Origin of the sequence: Rheinheimera mesophila, assembly GCF_000986865.1 — a bacterium.
Taxonomy (GTDB): Bacteria; Pseudomonadota; Gammaproteobacteria; order Enterobacterales; family Alteromonadaceae; genus Pararheinheimera; species Pararheinheimera mesophila.
Genome location: NZ_LAVS01000027.1, coordinates 1 through 19,471 on the forward strand (window position 1 = coordinate 1; position 19,471 = coordinate 19,471).

The 19,471-nt window shown below is 49.2% G+C and carries 16 protein-coding genes; 9 read left to right on the forward strand and 7 right to left on the reverse strand.

Annotated elements, in window-relative coordinates:
* The 4 genes from SD53_RS10530 to SD53_RS10545 form a co-directional block, all read right to left on the reverse strand.
* Positions 1-372: hypothetical protein (locus SD53_RS10530; protein WP_046520203.1), on the reverse strand; the 372-nt coding region annotated here is incomplete at its 3' end.
* Between the two features lie 45 nt (positions 373-417).
* Complete coding sequence (locus SD53_RS10535; RefSeq protein WP_125060860.1) at positions 418-1,002, reverse strand: hypothetical protein; 585 nt, start codon at positions 1,000-1,002, stop codon at positions 418-420.
* Positions 1,003-1,169: 167 nt separating this feature from the next.
* A complete protein-coding gene (locus tag SD53_RS10540; protein ID WP_046520205.1) occupies positions 1,170-2,495 on the reverse strand; it encodes a hypothetical protein in 1,326 nt (441 codons plus the stop codon).
* Between the two features lie 71 nt (positions 2,496-2,566).
* Positions 2,567-4,981, reverse strand: a complete 2,415-nt coding sequence (locus SD53_RS10545) for a TonB-dependent receptor (protein ID WP_046520206.1) — start codon at positions 4,979-4,981, stop codon at positions 2,567-2,569.
* Between the two features lie 117 nt (positions 4,982-5,098).
* On the opposite strand from SD53_RS10545, the gene SD53_RS10550 reads away from it, so the two are divergent.
* From SD53_RS10550 to SD53_RS10570, 5 genes are all read left to right on the forward strand, one after another.
* Complete coding sequence (locus SD53_RS10550) at positions 5,099-5,470, forward strand: MerC domain-containing protein (protein ID WP_046520207.1); 372 nt, start codon at positions 5,099-5,101, stop codon at positions 5,468-5,470.
* 3 nt (positions 5,471-5,473) lie between these two features.
* Positions 5,474-6,682 carry a zinc metallochaperone GTPase ZigA gene (gene zigA, locus SD53_RS10555; RefSeq protein WP_046520208.1) on the forward strand — a complete coding sequence of 403 codons (1,209 nt, stop codon included), beginning with the start codon at positions 5,474-5,476 and terminating at the stop codon, positions 6,680-6,682.
* A gap of 235 nt (positions 6,683-6,917) precedes the next feature.
* On the forward strand, positions 6,918-7,466 hold the full coding sequence (locus SD53_RS10560) for a ZrgA family zinc uptake protein (RefSeq protein WP_046520209.1): 549 nt from the start codon (positions 6,918-6,920) through the stop codon (positions 7,464-7,466).
* Positions 7,467-7,469: 3 nt separating this feature from the next.
* Complete coding sequence (locus SD53_RS10565; protein ID WP_052749345.1) at positions 7,470-7,898, forward strand: Fur family transcriptional regulator; 429 nt, start codon at positions 7,470-7,472, stop codon at positions 7,896-7,898.
* On the forward strand, positions 7,895-8,953 hold the full coding sequence (locus SD53_RS10570) for a CobW family GTP-binding protein (protein WP_046520210.1): 1,059 nt from the start codon (positions 7,895-7,897) through the stop codon (positions 8,951-8,953). The genes SD53_RS10565 and SD53_RS10570 overlap by 4 nt, the downstream gene beginning before the upstream one ends.
* Here SD53_RS10570 and SD53_RS18055 read toward each other — a convergent pair.
* The 3 genes from SD53_RS18055 to hemN form a co-directional block, all read right to left on the reverse strand.
* Positions 8,942-10,558, reverse strand: coding sequence for a sensor domain-containing diguanylate cyclase (locus tag SD53_RS18055; protein ID WP_052749346.1), 1,617 nt, complete (start codon positions 10,556-10,558; stop codon positions 8,942-8,944). The genes SD53_RS10570 and SD53_RS18055 overlap by 12 nt on opposite strands.
* 1 nt (position 10,559) lies before the next feature.
* A complete protein-coding gene (locus SD53_RS10580; RefSeq protein WP_046520211.1) occupies positions 10,560-11,000 on the reverse strand; it encodes a nucleoside deaminase in 441 nt (146 codons plus the stop codon).
* A gap of 510 nt (positions 11,001-11,510) precedes the next feature.
* Positions 11,511-12,872, reverse strand: coding sequence for an oxygen-independent coproporphyrinogen III oxidase (gene hemN, locus SD53_RS10585; protein ID WP_046520212.1), 1,362 nt, complete (start codon positions 12,870-12,872; stop codon positions 11,511-11,513).
* 203 nt (positions 12,873-13,075) lie between these two features.
* Between hemN and SD53_RS10590 the strand changes: the two genes are divergently transcribed.
* The 4 genes from SD53_RS10590 to SD53_RS10605 are packed head-to-tail and all read left to right on the forward strand — an operon-like array spanning position 13,076 to position 19,462.
* Positions 13,076-14,239, forward strand: a complete 1,164-nt coding sequence (locus tag SD53_RS10590) for an efflux RND transporter periplasmic adaptor subunit (RefSeq protein WP_046520213.1) — start codon at positions 13,076-13,078, stop codon at positions 14,237-14,239.
* Between the two features lie 18 nt (positions 14,240-14,257).
* Complete coding sequence (locus tag SD53_RS10595; RefSeq protein WP_046520214.1) at positions 14,258-17,386, forward strand: efflux RND transporter permease subunit; 3,129 nt, start codon at positions 14,258-14,260, stop codon at positions 17,384-17,386.
* Positions 17,383-18,798, forward strand: a complete 1,416-nt coding sequence (locus SD53_RS10600; RefSeq protein WP_046520215.1) for an efflux transporter outer membrane subunit — start codon at positions 17,383-17,385, stop codon at positions 18,796-18,798. Before SD53_RS10595 ends, SD53_RS10600 begins: the two co-directional genes overlap by 4 nt.
* Positions 18,764-19,462, forward strand: a complete 699-nt coding sequence (locus tag SD53_RS10605) for a TetR/AcrR family transcriptional regulator (protein WP_241481787.1) — start codon at positions 18,764-18,766, stop codon at positions 19,460-19,462. The genes SD53_RS10600 and SD53_RS10605 overlap by 35 nt, the downstream gene beginning before the upstream one ends.
* Positions 19,463-19,471: the final 9 nt, after the last annotated feature.

A 19,471-nucleotide genomic window follows, 5' to 3' on the forward strand; every position in this document is an offset into this window, starting at 1 on the left:
AGCTTTGTGATAACTGCTGCCAAGGGTCAGCCAGCTGGCCTGATAGCTGACATCTGCAGACCACAAACCTAAGCTGGTATTAAAATCAGAATTATCCTGCCATTTGTTTTGCTGATGGGTATAACTGAGATCCAAAGTCCACTGCTGCACAGGCATCCAACGTGCGGCTAACTGAGCCTCCAGTTTCTGGCCTGAAGCCGAGCGCCCGGACGCATTATCCAGCTCAGCGGTTTTCAGGTTGGAATTGTAGCTCTGACCATAACTCAGATAACCAGTCACTTTGGTCTGCTGTGACATCTCAGTGGTGCCTGCCTGAACAGTTCCAAACAGGCTTGCCAGTGCTAAACACATCAAATAATTCAGTGTTTTCATCATCATGCTCCGGAAAAAGGCCAGCAGAACGCTGGCCTGACTGCCTTATAAACCCAGAGTTAACACTGTGTTCAGGCTGGATTGCACAGAATTCACCACTTCAGCTTTGATGGTGTCATCCACAGCTTTTGTCAGTTCAGTGCTGATTTGCTGCTGAACCAAAGCATTGGTGGTTTGGCTGACGGCGGCCTGAGCTGAAGCATTGACCAATTCAGGCAGTGCAGGAAGTTCAGCGGGTACCACTGAGTCTGCGGACGGCAGCTCTGGTATTGCCACAGCAGGTTGAGGCAACACAGTGCTTAAGGCCGCAGAGCTTTGCTGAGCTATGCCTGTACTTTGTGACAAAGCCGCTGATGTCAGTGGCGCTTCACTTTGTTCAGTGCTGTCTGGATTGCTACTGACCTGATGATTGGTTTCAGCGGAAGCTGAGCTGGCAGAACGCATCCCCAAAGACGGAGCGCCTGAAGATAAGGCCACCGTATTGTGTTGCTGTTGCAAGGTTACAGTGGCTGTAGTATTTCCTGCAGTAGCAGTCGCCGGGTCTGACGTTTCGGCCTGCGCCATACAAAAACCAGACAAAGATGCTAAAACCACAGCTGCAGATAATGAAGTTAAGCGGATTGTGTTCATATTGATTACCTCTGTTGTCACCATTGACACAGAGGTAACGATTCAGCTGATGAATTTATTCCTTTACTGAGAAAAAAATATGTTGTCTATTCAGACTGCACCTCAGAGTTTTACAGGTAAGCATCGCAGCTAACCTGTAAAAACTTTATCTGTGCATAAGTCAAATGTCAGTGATCGTCATGCGTTGCTGCTATCCCGACCCATACCAGTTTATGTGGGGTGAAACCCAGTTCCTGTTTCTCAGTGACTTTAGCTTCAGCCAAATCTACAGTGCTGACTGTTTTACTCAATGGATCAGCGACATAAACTTTGTCGTCTGCTGCCGAGATAGCCAGCTGCAATTGGCTGCCGGTGGGCATAGCTGTTAAATCTGCGCTGGTGATCTGAACTTTGTCAGCAAGCTCAAAGGCGGCACCGATGGCAGAAGCGCCTTTGTAATTCAGAATAGTCAGCGCCCCCGTTGAATCCAGCAATACAAACTTCTCGCCATGATCAGCAAAACCATAACCTATAATGCTGGCACCTGTTGCGGCCTGCCAATCGACCTTATCCATGCGGCCTGCAACAGGATCCACTGAAAACAGTTGAGCACCGGCAAAGCCGATAAAATGCGCAGCGTCTTCATGTCCGTCCAGCGTACCAATTCGCAGAGTTCCGCTGAAATCCGCCGTGTTGGCGACTTTGCTTGCCGTAAAGGTGTCGCCGTTTTGCTTTAACAGCATCACGCCGTCAGTACAACCAAAGCTGACATAGTCTTTATTCTGTGCGCTGCCATGTAAACCCGGACAACGACTATCAAATTCCTGCTCCAAATCAAAATGATCGCTGTGGGCATGATATACACCCACCTGATCCGGCAACGTACTGGCGGTCGTCGCATCACGGATAGTGGAGACCAGTAAGTCACCCCGGGCCTGTGCCGCACCATGCATATGAGTGCTGTAGGTTAAAACCGGATAATCAGTGCTGCCTGCGTTGATTTGCTCATCATTCAACACCGCCACTTTGGCCACAGAAGACGTCGCCACATTACCGTCAAAAAAAATGGCAATTTGCTCGTCTGTGGTAGTGACATGGGTAGGACGACTTTCACTAAGCTGCAGCTCCATTAAACGAGGATCTTCTTCGTAAGGGTGCAGGTGATCGCCATGATCTTCCTGATATAAACCACCATCGATAAATTCGACTTTATCGCTGTCCCGCTGCACCACCATGGTAAAACGCTGACTGGCTGAAGCATATAAAGCTGAGGCATTACTTAATGAACTGAATTGCCCCACTAAGTCACCGTCTTCAAGGTTATAGACTCTGAGCATAGTGCTGTCTTTATCAGAAATCACCAGACGACCAGCGCCAGTTTCGTGATCATGGCCGTGATCATCCTCCACCGGAATAGGATCCTTTTCCACTATGTTGGTGGTGCTGTCACCACAAGCAGCCAGTAAAGAAGCACTGGCCAGTAATGCCAGCAGATTTAGTTTAGATTGCAACATACAAACTCCATTAGAAATAAAAAGGTCGCGGCTCACCGGAGATTCCAGGAACAGTACAGCCGCGACAAGAGTTAAAATTGACCACGAATACCCAAGCCCAAAGAACGGCCCGGTAATGGGGTTTTATCCTTTAAAAAAGAGGTGTGAACACGGGCTTCCTCGTCTGTCAGGTTTTCACCTTTGACGTACAGCACTATGTCTTGCAAGGAACCACTCAAGTGATAACTGACCGAAGCATCCAGTAGGCTGTAACCCGCTGTTGCGCTTTCCAGTTCCGAGACTTTGTCTTGTTTGAAATAGCGGGTCAGGCGCAGATCGGCCGAGATTTGCTCACCTTCATATGCCAGTTCGCTGGATAAACGCAGCGGTGGGGTACGAGGTAAATCACCGCCACTGTCCAGACGGGCCCGAATGTAATCCGCCTGTACTGTGAAGCGATAAGGCTGAGCAATTTGCCAGGCCAGTTGGGATTCAAAACCATGCAAAATCACATCTTCTGCAACAAAAAGGTACACCGGCAGCTCGCCACTGTGATCATGTCCCTCTTCGTTACCATGATTATGGTTATGACCGTCTTCAGCGAATAAGCCGGTGTTTTGCTGGTAGTAGTAGTTATCCACTTTGTTGTAGAAGGCATTCACTACCAGACCAATATCACCGCTGATTTTGCGCAACGTCAGGTCCAGGTTATTGGCCACTTCCATTTCAATCGGCTGGCGATTCAGCACTATGGCTTGTTCTGCTGCCGGATCCGTATTGAGACTAAACAAAGCGCCCACTTCATAAGAGCCTGTTCCAATATGAGGACCAAAGGATAGTAACTCAGAAGCGGAAGGTGCGCGCTCCGAGCGGGATAAGGACAAACCTAAGTTGTAACCTTCAGTAAAATCCCAGACAGCACCGGCCGACAGGCTGTAGGGCTTAAATTTATGCGCTACATCAAACACCCGGATAAAGTCTGCGTCATGGTCATGGTCGTGCTCAGCCGCACCTTCATCGTGTGAATGGGCTGAGAGCTGAGGTAACAATACATCACTGGCATTAATAGTCACCCGCTCGGTACGGGCACCTAATTGCAGCAATACAGGACCAAAATGCCGCTCTTCCATCAACGCAATAGCCAGCATTTCGCTGCTTGAAGGCGGTGTAAAAGCTTCGTCACCGACAGCTTCAAAATCACTATGCTTGTAGTGCAGACTGATACCACCACGCCAATCGGCAATCACAGGATGCAGTAATTCAAAGCGGGCTTCTTCACTCTGGTTTTTGAACGTAGTGCCGACCAGACCTTCTTCAATTTCCATATGTTGATAGTCCGTATAAGCAATACGGCTATTGAACTGCTGTAACCAAGGTAACCCCAACTCCATTTCACTTAAAAGCTGCACTCTGTCTTGTTTCAAATCGGCATACACAGACTCCTCTGTGGCCTCTTCCCCTTCGTGTGCATGACCACCATGACTGTGACCAGGAATGCCATATTCACGTTTTAACTGGCCAAAAGACAAACCCACAAAACCATTCTGCAGCAGGTAGCTGCTGCCCAGGCTAAAACCTTTGGCTGTCGCTGCTGTATTGGCTACTTTGCCTGAGGCGCTTTCTTCGTGCTCTTCATCGTCGTCGTGATGAATTTCAGCCTGGCCTGGAATGCTGTAATCATCGTTATCTCGCCAAAATACATCAGCATATACACCGGTTTGGCCGATAAAAGTCTGGGCTGAACCTGAAGCTAACTTTTCGTTATTCACCGACTCGCGCTGCAGCATCCATTCACCTTTGGTCACTTGCTCAGTCGGGACTCTGTTGTCGACTACATTGACCACACCACCAATGGCGCCACTACCGTAGAACAACGTAGCGGGGCCACGTAACACTTCAATTTGACTGGCAGTGCTGGCTTCAGCGGATACGCTGTGATCAGGTCCAATCCGTGATGCGTCCCCTGCATCTAAACCATTTTGGGTGATCAAAACTCTCGGGCCGTCCAAACCCCGAATAATAGGACTGCTGGCCACAGAGCCATAAAAATTACTGTGTACCCCTACTTCGTTTTTTAACGTATCGCCCAAAGTCGACTGCTGGCTCATTTTCAAACGTTCGCCAGCCAGCACGCTGACAGGCAAAGCTGATTCAGTCGCAGACGCATGAAATGGACTGGCTTTTACATCGATCACTTCAAGTGCTGTAGAATTCAGCACCAACCGAATCCCTTGTAAACCTTGCTCAGGTAAATCCAAACGGAAGTTACGATGAGTAAAACTGCTGGCTTCAATATGCAATTCAGCTTGTTTGCTTTGTAGATCAGTCAATTCAAAACGACCCGACGCATCGGTTTTCACTTTTTTGTTTTGCCCAACGACTGTCAACCAGGCATCAGCCACGGGCTGGCCCTGCTCATCGACCACCACGCCTTGCACAGACTGCGCCCAAAGCGGACCGCTCAGGCTGGCCGCAATCAGACTGGCCAATAACGTTTTTCTACTCATGCACTTCCCCAAAAAACAAATTCAGTTTCGGTTGCTTTCACATTTTGTGATAATATAACATATCATTAAAGCAAGGCATGTTGGCAAGCCCCATAGGTATTGAACAAGGCAAAAATTATGAAAGATCTGTTAGGAGCGTGTTTATCAGGGCTTTGCATCCTGCATTGCCTGTTTACGCCTGTGTTGTTGGCATTAGGTGGAGTTGGGGTTATTGGAAGCTGGCTGGGATCAGAGTGGGTGCATTATTTATTGTTGGCCCCTATTGCTCTGATATTAGTCTGGAGCCTGCCTTTGTCCTGGATTAAACATCGTAATACCACACCATTATGTATCGGTGCTCTGGGTTTTAGCTTGTTGCTGATGTCCCTGTTTGTGCCTGAATCAGCCGAACCTGTCATCGCAGTGTTGGCTGGTTTTATTCTGATTGCAGCGCATCTTCTGAACAGACGTCTGCTGAATACCTCTACTCCTCACTCATTAGCGAGCTGATTTATGCTGAACTCTGAAGATAAAAGATTACCCGTCACTGTGCTCTCAGGTTTTTTAGGCGCGGGCAAAACCACTTTACTGAATCAAATTCTCAATAACAGAGCAGGCCGCAAAGTGGCGGTGATCGTCAACGACATGAGCGAGCTGAATATTGACGCCGCCACGGTAAAAAACGAAATCAGCCTGAACCGTGCCGAGGAAAAGCTGGTAGAAATGAGCAATGGCTGCATTTGCTGCACCTTGCGCGAAGACTTATTGCTGGAAGTGGGACGTTTAGCCCGTGAGGGCAGTTTTGATTATTTAGTGATTGAATCTACAGGCATTTCCGAACCTCTGCCCATAGCAGAAACTTTTACTTTTGAGCATGAAGATGGTCAGCGTTTATCTGATATAGCCCGTCTCGATACTATGGTTACCGTTGTAGATGCGGTGAACTTCTTAAAAGATTATCGCGAAGCAGATGCATTGCAGAACAAAGGCGAAAGCCTGGGTGAAGAGGACGAGCGCAGTGTGGCCGATCTTTTGATCGAACAAGTCGAGTTTTGTGATGTATTGATCATCAGCAAAGCTGATTTGGCCAGTGAACAGGACGTACAAGAGCTCAAAGCCATACTGCGCAAACTCAACAGCACTGCACTGATCCATCAGGCAAGTCAGGGAAAAATAGATATTGATAAAGTTCTGGGCACAGGCTTATTTAACTTTGAAAAAGCCCAGCAAGCGCCCGGCTGGTTAAAAGAATTACGTGGCGAGCATCCATCTGAATCGGAAGAATACGGCATCAGCAGTTTTGCTTTTCAGGCGCGTTTGCCTTTTCATCCTGAGCGTTTCTATAACTTTTTGCACCAGGACTGGCCACAAGGCAAGCTGCTGCGTTCAAAGGGGTATTTCTGGCTGGCCAGCGAGCCTGATTATGCCTGGCAATGGCATCAGGCCGGTGGCATAGCCCGTTACGGTCTGGCCGGCTTGTTCTGGCATGCCGTGCCACAAGATCAGTGGCCAGATGATGCCGAAACTGTACACAGCATCCAAAGCAGTTTTGTTGCGCCCTTCGGAGATTGCCGGCAAGAACTGGTGTTTATTGGTCAACAGCTTGATCAACAGCAGATGCGAAAACAATTAGAGCACTGCCTGCTTACTCCACAAGAATTAGCCTTATCTGTCGATGACTGGAAAGCGCTACCCAGTCCATTTCAGGCGGAGTTGGCCTGATGTCGGCCACCTTTCCATTGTTCCCTCCGATGCAGCAACTGCAAAGTCGCTCTGCTGACGCACTGACAGAGGTATACAAAAGCCGATATGGATCAAACTCTATGACGTTGCTCAAAGGCTCGGCCTGGCACAAGGATAAAGGGACCGCTATCTGGCCTCAGTCTTTATATCACACCTCGTTTATGACCAAGCCTCGACCCAGTGGGCGAATAACCAGTCTCGGGAGGATTTTTTTATGCGTTTAGCTTTTTTATTGGCGAGTGGCACACTACTGCTGAGCCAAAGTATAGATAGTCTGGCACAGCAACCTGACACCAGAGCTCACGAACATGGTGTGGCCAGACTCGAGCTGTTTACACAGGCAACAGAGTTGCACATCAGCTTTTATGCCACAGGCGCAGATCTGCTGGGTTTTGAACATCATCCCCAAAACCAGACCGAAATTGACACAGTGCAAAAAACTATCACTTTGTTAGCGAAGGCCGATCAGCTGTTTCAGATTGAAGGCACATCATGCAGCCTGAAGCAACATAAATCCAGCCTGGCTGAACCGCAACAACCCCGGGAAGCTGAACATCATCATGAGCATGAGCATTCAGGCCATACAGACATCGAAGTCAGCTACCAGTACAGTTGCACAACGACTGCAGCCCCGCTGAGAGTGAAGGTGCTGTTGTTTGGTTTGTTTCCTGGACTACAAAAGATAAACAGTAGCTGGATTACGGAGCAAGGCCAATCAGCAGCCACACTGAGCCCCAAAGTATCTCAACTCACATTGAACTAACTGATGCAGGTCATCACCACAGAGTGCCAAACTGTCGAAGTAAAACTGACAGGTAATCGCAAAGCCGTATTGCTTCTGCTGCAACAACAGCAACGGCCTTTGTCAGCCTATGAAATTATTGATTTACTCCGGCCACAAATAGGTCGCATTATTCACCCTATGCTGGTGTACCGCTGCCTGGATTTTTTACTGGAGCAGCACCTGGTTGTGAAGCTGGTGTCTGTTAACAAATTTATGGTATTACCTGAAGGAGCAACTGAACCTGGCCAATGCCTGATCTGCGAACGCTGTCAGGCTGTGACCTTTTCACAAAGCTCAAATCCACTACAACAACAAAGGCGCAAAATAGCCGCCTCGGGTTTTAAATTAAATCAGCAGCCGGTTGAATTCCATGGTATTTGCCAGGCTTGCCAAAAGGATGACAACAAATGAGACAACCCCAGCGCACGCCGTTATATCTGCTGACAGGTTTTTTAGGCAGCGGCAAAACCACCTTACTCAATCAATGGGTTCAGGATCCGGCCTTCAGTAAAGCGCTGGTGATTATCAATGAATTTGGCGAAACCAGTTTGGATCATTTGCTGGTAAGCCGCAGTACAGAAGAACAGATTGTGGAACTATCCAATGGTTGCATCTGCTGCACCATACGAGGCGACCTGGCAAAAACCTTAAGCGATATAGGCTGGCGCTTTAGCCGTAATGGCGTCAAAAGTTTTGATAAGGTGATTATTGAAACCACGGGGCTGGCCGACCCAAGCCCAATTTTAAACACTTTGATATCTAATGAGAAACTGTTTCAGCACTACAGGTTACAAGGCACCATTACGACAGTGGATGCTGCCAATGCCTTGCATACGTTAGACAGATACCGGGAGGCGAAACGTCAGGTCGCAGTGGCCGATTTAATTCTGCTGACGAAGCTGGATTTAGTCAACGCAGAGGTGGCGCAGCACGTTCAGCAACAAATCTACCGGTTAAACCCAACAGCACCAATACAACAGGCACTACGGGGAGTGACAGCTTTAAGCGCGCTGCTGGAGTTAGACCATGTAGAACCTGTCCAATCAACCACAGCATTGCCAACCTGGCTGAGTTTTAGGGCTGTGCAATTCGAACCGCTGGCACAGGAACAGACTCCGGCTTTACTTCGCTGCGCTGAGCCAGAGCCTGGTTTGCATAAGAGCAGCATTCAGGCCTTCTGTTATCAACTTGAGCATCCGGTCCGCCTGCAAGCCGTGGAGCAATGGTTAGATATCTTATTGCCACAAATGGGCCATCAGTTACTACGATTAAAAGCTATTTTAAATGTTGAAGGATTTCCGGGCCCTATGGTGATCCACGGAGTACAGCAATTGTTGCATCCAACCGCAGTACTGACGCAGTGGCCTGACGACGACAGGCAAAGCAAACTGGTGTTTATTACTGACGGCCTGACAGCGGAGAAACTGGAGGTCAGCTTGCAGCCACTGCTTAAACTAACGGTCTGAACTATGCAGTTGAACAGCCCCTGCTGAGGTTTTTTGCTGATACATCCGCTGATCCGCCACTTTACTTAGTAAAAGATCGGTATCGCCATCCTCTGGATAACAAGCCAGCCCTATACTGCAACTGATCCGGATCTCAAGACCATGAATATCAAAAGGTAAAGCTATAGCATGCTGAATTTTCTCAGCCACCAAATCAGCATGCTGCCTTTCATCGACCTGTGGCAACAGAATGATAAATTCGTCGCCTCCAATGCGGGCCACGGTATCTGATGCACGCACCGCCTGCAGCAGTCGTTCAGCTACCTGCTGCAGTAACAAATCCCCAACCGCATGACCATGAGTATCGTTCACAGGTTTAAATTTATTTAAATCCAATAACATTAAGGCTAAGGCTTTTTGATGCCTTACCGCGTATTGCAAGGCTTTTTGTAAGCGGTCTGCAAATAAAGTACGGTTCGGTAAGCCAGTTAAAGTGTCGTGCTGCGCCATATAACGCATCCGTTCCTCTATTTTACGCCGCTCTGTTAAATCCCGGCTCACCCCCAAAATGCCAACAAAAGCTCCTGTCGCATCATACATACCAGAGACTTTGACTTCACTCCAGACCCTGCGACCATCTTTGCACACTTGCTCGACCTCACCCACATACTCCGGATACGACTCTCCGTCTTGCAAGGCTTTGGCTGCTTTTTTCATTTGCAATTTTACCTGCGCATAGGAGTCAGGTGTCACTAACTGCTGCATTTGCTGTTGCATCAGCTCTGTGACGCTAAACCCCGTCAGTTTTTCCGCGGAAGGACTGATGTACGTAAAATGCCCATTCGGATCCATAGTCCAGATCACGTCTGTCGCGTGATCGGCCAGTAAACGGTGCCGTTCCTCACTGCGTTTTAATGCCTCAATAGCGTGACTGCGCTCTATCACAATTTCCGCCAAAGCAGCACTTTCGCTAATCAGTTGAATATCTCGCTCCGAGGGGGTGGTCACCTCTTTATGATAAATCGCAAAAGTGCCCAGCACTTTACCCTGACGATTTTTAATAGGCTCAGACCAGCAAGAACGAATACCTGCGATATCAACCAATGCCTGATAAGGTTGCCAGTACGGATGCACACGCACATCCTCTACGATCACACGCTGCCCCAGATAAGCAGCGGTGCCACAAGACCCCACCCCATAACCTGCGGCTATGCCATCAATAGCCGCATTGTAGTGTTCTGGTAAATGAGGAGCAGAAGCGACATGTAAAAGTCCCTGCTCATCGAGCAATAACACAGTGCAACTGGCCGACGGGTCCATTTGCTCTGCGCCTTCGACCAGGGTATCCAGCACCTTTTGTAGCGGTGCTTGCTCCACAATCATGGAGAGTACCCGGCTTCTGTTCTGCTGCATCAGGGCTGCACGTTGCCCTTCCATCACTATAGCTTTGAGTCTGCGATTGACCCGAAATACAAAAATTAAAAAGGCCACCACAGCAGGAAGAAGACAGAGAGCAACAACTGCCAGCACCAGCCAAACAGAGTCAGTGGACAACGACGAGGAGGCATACACAAAGACCGGGTTGATGCTCAACAGTCCATGCCATACCACAGGCCATAACTTCACATTATTCCCCTATATCCTCATTCCATAATTCGGGTTTAGCAGCGATAAAATCCTGCATCAGTTGCACACATTCGGCGTTGTCTTGCACCACCAGTTGCACGCCCCGGCTTTTGACGTACTCTTCAGGTCCCTGAAAAGTACGGTTTTCACCAATCACCACTGTAGGGATACCGTAAAGTAACACAGTGCCACTGCACATATCACAAGGTGATAAAGTCGAATACAACACGGCTTTTTTATAGTCTTTTGCCGTTAAACGACCTGCATTTTCCAGACAATCCATTTCGGCATGCAGCACACAACTGCCTTTTTGCACCCGCTGATTGTGGCCACGGCCAACAATTTTGCCATCGATCACCAGCACTGAACCGATAGGAATCCCCCCTTCGGCCAGACTTTTTTTGGCTTGCGCTATCGCGGCCTGCATAAACACATCTGTCATTCACTTGATCCCGTTTTTCTGAAATGAGCCACCAGCCTCAAAGCGCTTGTGGCTATGTTTCAATAGTTTAGTGATAAAAATGAAAAAAAGGACCTGGCAGCGAAATTAAATTGTACCAGCCACCGCAGCACTAATTTGAATACAATCCAGTGGGCAAACTTCGATACAGGCCGGTTTGTCATAAAAGCCAACACATGCAGTGCACAACTCTGCTGTCACCTGATAATGGCTTTCGCCGCGATAAATAGCAGTATGGGGACATTCCGGAACGCAGATATCACAATGCATACAGACAGCCTCCGTTTATTGCTTCACCAGTTAGGCCACAGCGTTATGGGCTTTATAAGGTCAACGACAAGCATTGGTGCAAGCGCCCTGAAGAGACCAGCCGCATGGCTTTTAAACTGCCTGCCGGGGCTCAAAGTTCAGGAGCACTCATCGGGCTATCCACAGATCAGAACAAAACGCGGCGCATCATAGCGCCTGCTTTTCTCCGGGTTTTGCCTTGGTTCAAATCACTTTGGAATAACCTTGGTGACTGTTGTTTTGCAGGTAACGATCAAAACTGGCACAAACTAAACGCACCAATAACCGACCTAAAGGCGTCACCTGAATCTGGCTGTCGGAACAGACTACTAAACCATCGGCGATCAGCGGATCGAGTTTAGGTAAAGCATCAGCAAAATAACTCCAAAAGTCCTGTAGCGCATAACGCAGACAAAAAGCCGCTATATCCAGTTCAAAATGACACATCAGTTGGCTGATTAATGCCGCGCGGATTTTATCATCCTGACTTAAACTCAAGCCCCGTTCCAGCGGCAACTGCCCGCCAGCAAGTAGTTGCTGATAGTCCCGCAGCTCTTTTGGATTTTGCCAGATCACGCCATTCACCTGACTGATAGACGACACTCCCAAGCCAATCAATGCATCCTGCCCTGCTGTGGTATATCCCTGAAAATTACGCTGCAGTTTGCCTTGTTGCTGCGCTATGGCCAGAGAATCTGTGGCTTTGGCAAAATGATCCATGCCAATACATTGATAACCAGCGTCACTGAAATGCGTGATCGCAAGCTGCAACAAAGCCAGTTTATCTTCAGCCTGCGGCAGGCTTTGGGTTGGGATTTTACGCTGGGCAGCAAAACGGGTCGGTAGATGGGCATAGCTGAATAACGACACCCTGTCCGGGTCCAACTGCAAAACGCTGTGCAGTGTCTGTAAAAAACTCGCTGGTTGTTGGTAAGGCAAGCCGTACACTAAATCCAGATTCACAGAATCAAAACCTAAACGCCTGGCTTCAACCACCAAAGCGCGCACCAGATCTTCGCTTTGCACTCTGTTGATGGTGATTTGTACCTGCTCGTCAAAGTCCTGCACCCCAAAACTGACCCGGCTAAAACCCAACTGGCGTAAATGAGCCAATTTTTCCAGACTGCAACTGCGTGGATCTATTTCGATCGAAAGCTCAGCGTCAGCCTTAAAGACAAAATGTTGCCTGAGCAACTGCATAAGGCTGGATAACTGTTCCTCCGTCAAAAAAGTCGGAGTGCCGCCGCCTAAATGGAGCTGTGCAATAGTTTTGTCGTGCAGCAGCCGCTGATACAGCGCCATCTCTGTCGCCAGACTGTGCAAATACAAGTCGGCTTTTTCACTGTGGCGGGTCACTATTTTGTTGCAGCCGCAGTAGTAACATAGCTGCTGGCAAAACGGGATATGCAGGTATAAACAGAGCTCATTGGCAGAACCCGCCAAAGCCGCCTGCACAGCAGAAGCAGGAAAATCAGCTGATAAAGACAAAGCCGTTGGGTAGGAGGTATAACGGGGACCATTTACCGAATACTTCTGAATTAACTCAGTTGACCATAACACCTGCATTGAACTTTTCTCTGTGATCCCGTCAAAGGTGGCTGCAGTGTAAAACAGCAGTTTTTACTCTGTGTTGATCTGAAACAAAGTCAGTCACCATAGCTTTTTTATTCAGTTCACGACCAACACCGCTAAAACGACGACAAATTAAGCTGGAAAAAACCAGTCAAACAAATTAGAATGAACGTTCACTCTAAATGGAGATTTTAAACATGCAGCGTTCCCGCATTGTATTTTTTGCCCTTTCAGCCCTGGCGGGCTCTGTTGCTTTGGCCGGTTGTGGCCAGGCTCAACAAGTCGCAGCCCCTGCGGCTCAGGCTGTGCCTGTGGGTGTAGTGACTCTGAAAAGCCAGGCCATAACTTTAACGAAAGAGTTACCGGGCCGTGTCGCCGCCTCACAAATTGCTGAAATCCGTCCTCAGGTCGACGGCATCATTTTGCAACGTTTATTTACTGAAGGTGCTGAAGTCAAAGCCGGTCAGGCTTTGTACCAAATCGACCCGGCCCCTTTTGAAGCTCAGCTTGCAACTGCAAAAGCTGCAGTTGCCCGCGCTCAGGCCAGCATTGCCAGCAGCAAAGCCAAAGCAGTTCGTTACACTGAACTGCTCAAAATTAAAGCCGTCAGTCAGCAGGAATTTGATGAAGCAGATGCAGCTTATAAACAGGCGCAGGCTGATGTTCTGACAGCTCAGGCTCAGTTAAAAACCGCCCAGATTAATTTAAATTACAGCAAAGTTTTATCACCAATCAGCGGCCAGATCAGTAAATCTGCGGTGACGGCTGGTGCTTTAGTCAGCGCCAATCAAGCCACAGCGTTAGCCACCGTGACCCAACTGGACCCCATTTATGTCGATCTGACGCAGTCGAGCAACGAATTGCTGCAATTGAAAAAAGCACTGGCCTCCGGTGCTTTGGGTGCAGATGCCGCCATTCAGACGCAAGTTGAACTGACCATGGAGGACGGCACTGCGTATCCACACAAAGGCACGTTGCAATTTTCGGAAGTGACGGTAGATCCCGGTACAGGCTCTGTCACCTTAAGGGCACAATTTCCTAACCCGGAAAAGTTACTGCTGCCGGGTATGTATGTACGTGCTGACGTCGTGGAAGGCGTCAAAGCCAACGCTATTCTGGCACCGCAGCGTGGCATTAGCCGTAACAGTAAAGGTGAAGCGACCGCTATGGTAGTTGGCAAAGAAGGCAAAGTAGAAGCCCGTATTTTACAAGCCGACCGCACTATAGGTTCAGACTGGCTGATCAGCAGCGGCTTAACTGCCGGTGATCAACTGATAGTCGAAGGCTTACAGAAAATACGCCCTGGCGCGCCAGTGCAGGCGGTTCCGGCTGAATCAGCGGCTCAGGCCAAATCCCAGTAAAGCCAACGGAGAATTCTGATGTCACGATTTTTTATCGATAGGCCGATTTTTGCCTGGGTGTTGGCCATAGTGGTAATGCTCGCAGGTATTTTGGCTATCAAAACCTTACCCATAGCCCAGTATCCATCGATAGCCCCCCCTGCTATCAGTATCAGCGCCAGTTATCCGGGAGCCTCGGCCCGTACGCTGGAAGATACGGTGACCCAGGTGATCGAACAAAAGATGAAAGGCCTGGACGGTCTGATGTATATGTCGTCCACCTCTGAATCCAATGGTTCTGTCACTTTAACCTTAACCTTCAGTGCTGATACCAACCCGGACATCGCTCAGGTGCAGGTGCAAAATAAACTGGCTTTGGCTACCCCACTGTTACCGCAGGAAGTACAGCGCCAGGGTGTATCTGTAGCAAAATCAGCACGTAACTTCCTGTTAGTGGCGGGTTTTGTTTCAGAAGATGGCAGCATGAGCAACATCGACATAGGCGACTATGTAGCCTCCAACGTGCAGGACATTATTTCCCGTGTCGACGGGGTCGGTGAAGTGCAGCTATTTGGCTCTCAATACGCCATGCGTATTTGGTTAGACCCGGCCAAATTACAAAATTATAAACTGACCACTGCCGATATCAGTGCTGCGATTAGTGCCCAGAATGCTCAGGTGTCTGCCGGCCAGTTGGGTGGTATGCCTGCGGTTCAGGGCCAGCAACTGAATGCGACAGTCACAGCCCAGAGCCGCTTACAAACCCCAGAACAGTTCCGCGCCATTCTAGTCAAAACCAACAGTGACGGTTCAGTGGTACGTTTAGGTGATGTGGCTACAGTCGAACTGGGTGGAGAAAACTATGGGGTTGTCGCGCGTTTTAATGGCAAACCAGCCTCAGGTATAGGGGTAAAACTGGCCAGCGGTGCCAATGCGTTAGAGACAGCAGCGGGCGTGAAAAAAGCGCTGGCTGATTTAGAACCCTTTTTCCCGGCAGGCTTAAAATCCGTGGTGCCTTACGACACCACACCTTTTGTTTCCTTGTCGATTGAAAAAGTAGTCCACACCTTAATTGAAGCTGTGGTGCTGGTGTTTGTCGTAATGTACCTGTTCCTGCAAAACTTCCGCGCCACTTTAATTCCAACCATAGCTGTGCCTGTGGTATTGCTGGGCACCTTCGCCATTTTATCGGCCTTTGGTTACTCCATTAATACCCTGACCATGTTTGCTATGGTGCTGGCGATAGGTCTGCTGGTGGATGACGCCATTGTTGTGGTGGAAAACGTCGAGCGGGTGATGACCGAAGAAGGGTTGTCGCCACTGGAAGCCACCCGTAAGTCGATGGATGAAATTAAAGGCGCCTTAGTCGGTATCGCTATGGTGTTGTCGGCCGTCTTTGTACCCATGGCGTTTTTTGGTGGCTCGACCGGTGTGATTTATCGGCAGTTCTCCATCACGCTGGTATCGGCTATGGCGCTGTCAGTGCTAGTGGCTTTAATTCTGACCCCAGCTTTGTGTGCCACCTTATTAAAACCCAGCCATGTGCACGACGACAGTTCTGTGTTAGGCAAATTTTTCTCTGGGTTTAACCGTGGTTTTGATCACACCAACAAAGGCACACAAAACTTTGTCAGTCGGATGATCAAACAAAGTAAACGCTACCTGCTGGGTTATGCCTTGATTGTCGGTGGCATGGTAGTTATTTTCAGCCAGTTACCTTCGGCGTTTTTACCGGACGAAGATCAGGGCATTTTGTTTAATCAGGTGGTCTTACCCGCTGGTTCAACCACAGAACAAACCCTGAAGGTGGTTGAGAAAATGGAAAACCATTTCCTGCAGGAACAAGGCGAAGCGGTGAAATCAATTTTTACCGTCACAGGCTTTAGTTTCGCCGGTTCTGGCCAAAATGCAGCCTTAGGTTTTGTTAACTTAAAACACTGGGATGAGCGTCAGCGTCCTGACTTGTCTGTCGGTGCAGTGGCAGGCAAAGCCATGGGTTATTTCGCCACCATCAAAGAAGCTTTCGTGTTTGCCTTTCCGCCGCCAGCCGTGGTAGAGCTGGGCACAGCCAATGGCTTTAACCTGCATTTACAGGACAGAGCGGGTTTAGGGCACGACCAGTTATTGGCAGCCCGTAATCAGTTACTGGGCATGGCCGCTCAGAGCCCGGTCTTATCTGGTGTGCGTCCTAATGGCCAGGAAGATATGCCAGAGCTGAAGCTGGATATCGATTTAGCCAAAGCTGAAGCCTTAGGTGTCAGCCAGGCCGATATTAACAATACCTTGTCAACGGCCTGGGGTAGCAGCTATGTCAATGATTTTATTGACCGGGGCCGGGTGAAAAAGGTGTTCTTACAAGGTACGCCGGACAGCCGCATGGTGCCGGAAGACTTAACTAAATGGTACGTGCGTAATGCTCAGGGTGAGATGGTGCCTTTTTCCGCCTTTGCCAGCTCACACTGGACCTACGGTTCTCCCCGTCTGGAGCGTTATAACGGCTTCTCGTCGATGGAAATTCAGGGCGCTGCGGCACCCGGTTACAGTACAGGGCAAGCCATGGAGGAGATAGAAAAGCTGGCTAAACTGTTGCCGCCGGGTTTTGCCTACGAGTGGACAGGCATCTCTTACGAGGAGCGTTTAAGTGGTGGTCAGGCGCCTTTATTGTACGCCTTATCCCTGCTGGTGGTGTTCCTCTGTCTGGCGGCCTTGTACGAAAGCTGGTCCGTGCCTGCGGCCGTGATGATGATAGTACCATTGGGGGTGTTTGGTGCAGCTCTGGCAGCATTGATTGCCAGCTTATCAAACGATATTTATCTGCAGGTGGGCTTATTAACCACCATAGGTCTGGCTTCGAAAAATGCCATTCTGATTGTCGAGTTTGCCATCCACCGTATGGAACAAGGTTTAGGCCTGGTCGAAGCCGCCATTGAAGCTGTGCGTTTACGTCTGCGCCCTATCATTATGACGTCCATGGCTTTTATTTGTGGTGTCTTGCCTCTGGCTATTGCCTCCAGTGCCGGTTCAGGTGCGCAAAATGCGCTGGGTATCTCAGTCATAGGTGGCACCTTAGCCTCGTCTATTTTAGTGGTCATTTTTGTGCCGATGTTTTTTGTGCTGGTTCGCCGTGTCTTCCCTGGCAAACAGGCTGCACAGGAGAAAACCCAATGAAATTAAACACCTTAAGTTTAAGCGCTTTGTCCATGCTGGTATTAAGCGCTTGCCAGCTAGCACCCGAACAACAGGCCATTGAACTCCCTGTGCCTGATGCGTATGCATCAGCGGCACAAGGCTCGGGCACTCGAGCTCCAGAGCTGCATTGGCAGCAGTTTTTCAACAACCCGAAGTTACAGCAGCTGATCAAACTCAGTCTTGCCAACAACAAAGACTTACAAATCGCTGCGTTAAACGTTCAGCGGGTCCGGGCTTTGTATCAGATTGAAGACTCGGCTTTGTATCCGTCGCTGGACTTCAATGCGTCCGGCACACGCCAGCGTTTACCGGGCGATTTAACAGCTACTGGTACTGCGCAAATCAGCCAGCAATACAGTGCGACAGTGGGCATCACCTCGTACGAGCTGGATTTCTGGGGCAAAGTGCGGAATCAGTCAGAACAAGCTTTGCAGCAGTTGTATGCCACAGAGCAGGCGCAATTAAGCAGCCAGATCAGTCTGGTGGCGGAACTTGCTAATGCCTGGCTGACTTATGCGGCCGATCAACAGTTACTGGAACTGGCGACTCATACTTTACGCAGCCAGCAAAAAACGCTGGAACTGACCGAACAAAGCTACAACTTAGGCGCAGCTTCAGCTTTAACACTGCAGCAAGTGAAGACGACTGTCGCCACCGCCAAAGTAGATATAGCCCGTTATCAGCGTTTAGTGGCACGGGATAAAAATGCCCTGGACCTGCTCACAGGCACTCAGGTCACTGCGGACTTGTTACCAGATCAACCCCTGAGCAAACTACTGCAGTTGCCTGAATTACCAGCAGGTTTGCCGTCCGATTTATTGCAGCAACGGCCCGACCTGAAAGCGGCTGAACATGACTTATTGGCCGCCAACGCCAATATTGGCATCGCCAAAGCCGCGTTTTTTCCCAGCATCAGCTTAACGGCTAATGCGGGTTCTGCCTCGAGCGAGCTGGATAATCTGTTTAAAGGCGGTTCAGGCAGTTGGAGTTTTATTCCGTCCATCAACCTGCCGATCTTTAACATGGGCCGTACTCAGGCCAATTTAGAAGTGGCCGAAGCACAGCAGCAAGTAGCATTAGCAACCTATCAGCAAAAAATCCAGCAAGCCTTTCGCGAGGTTTCAGATAGTTTAGCCGACCGTGCCGGTTATGCCGCGCAGCTCCAGGCGCAGCAGGATTTAGCCAACAGCAGTCAGCAAAGCTTTCAGCTCTCTGAAGCGCGCTTTAAACAGGGCGCTGACAGTTATCTGCAGGTACTGGACGCACAGCGTTCCTGGTACAGCGCACAGCAACAACTGATTAGTGGGCAGCAAGCTTTACTTGCCAGCCAGATTAGTTTGTATAAAGTGCTCGGCGGTGGCTGGCAACAAACTGATGGGTCAGCCGAATAAATGCGTGATCACCGGGCGTTCTGGCCCGGTGCCGGAGTTCCCTATGACAGAAAAAGCGACAAAAAGACATACAGATCCTGCGCTGGCAGAAGCGCGGAGAAATCAGGTGCTAACAGCGGCTGCCGAGTGTTTCCGCCGTAAAGGTTACCATGGTGCTGGTATGGCAGAGATCTCAAAAACCGCAGGGATGAGCGCTGGTCACATTTATAATTATTTCGACAGTAAAGAAGCCATTATCGAAGCTATTATCCAGCGCGACATGGAAGAGATGTTTTCTATCTTTCAGCAGTTTGAAGACGATCCCGGTGATTTGTTAACTATTATGCTGGATGGTGCAGATCAGGGCGTCGAACGCCACATAGATAAAGATAAAAACGCATTGGAGCTGGAAATGTTAGCCGAAGCGGCCCGTAATCAAAAAATGGCGTTTTTGATGCAGCAGTCCGATACCCATGCCCGAGCCAGAATGCGTCGTCTGTTAACAGGGGAGCGTAGTCTGGTGAAAGAGGCAACGGATAAAGAATTAGATGCCCGTATCAATGTGATTTTTGCCATGATAGGGGGCTTGGCGATACGCCGGACTTTGTACCCTGAACTGCAAAAAGACACGATATTGCTGGCATTACGTCCTGCACTTCGGACTTTATTGTCACCTTTTGAATAACAAGACCTA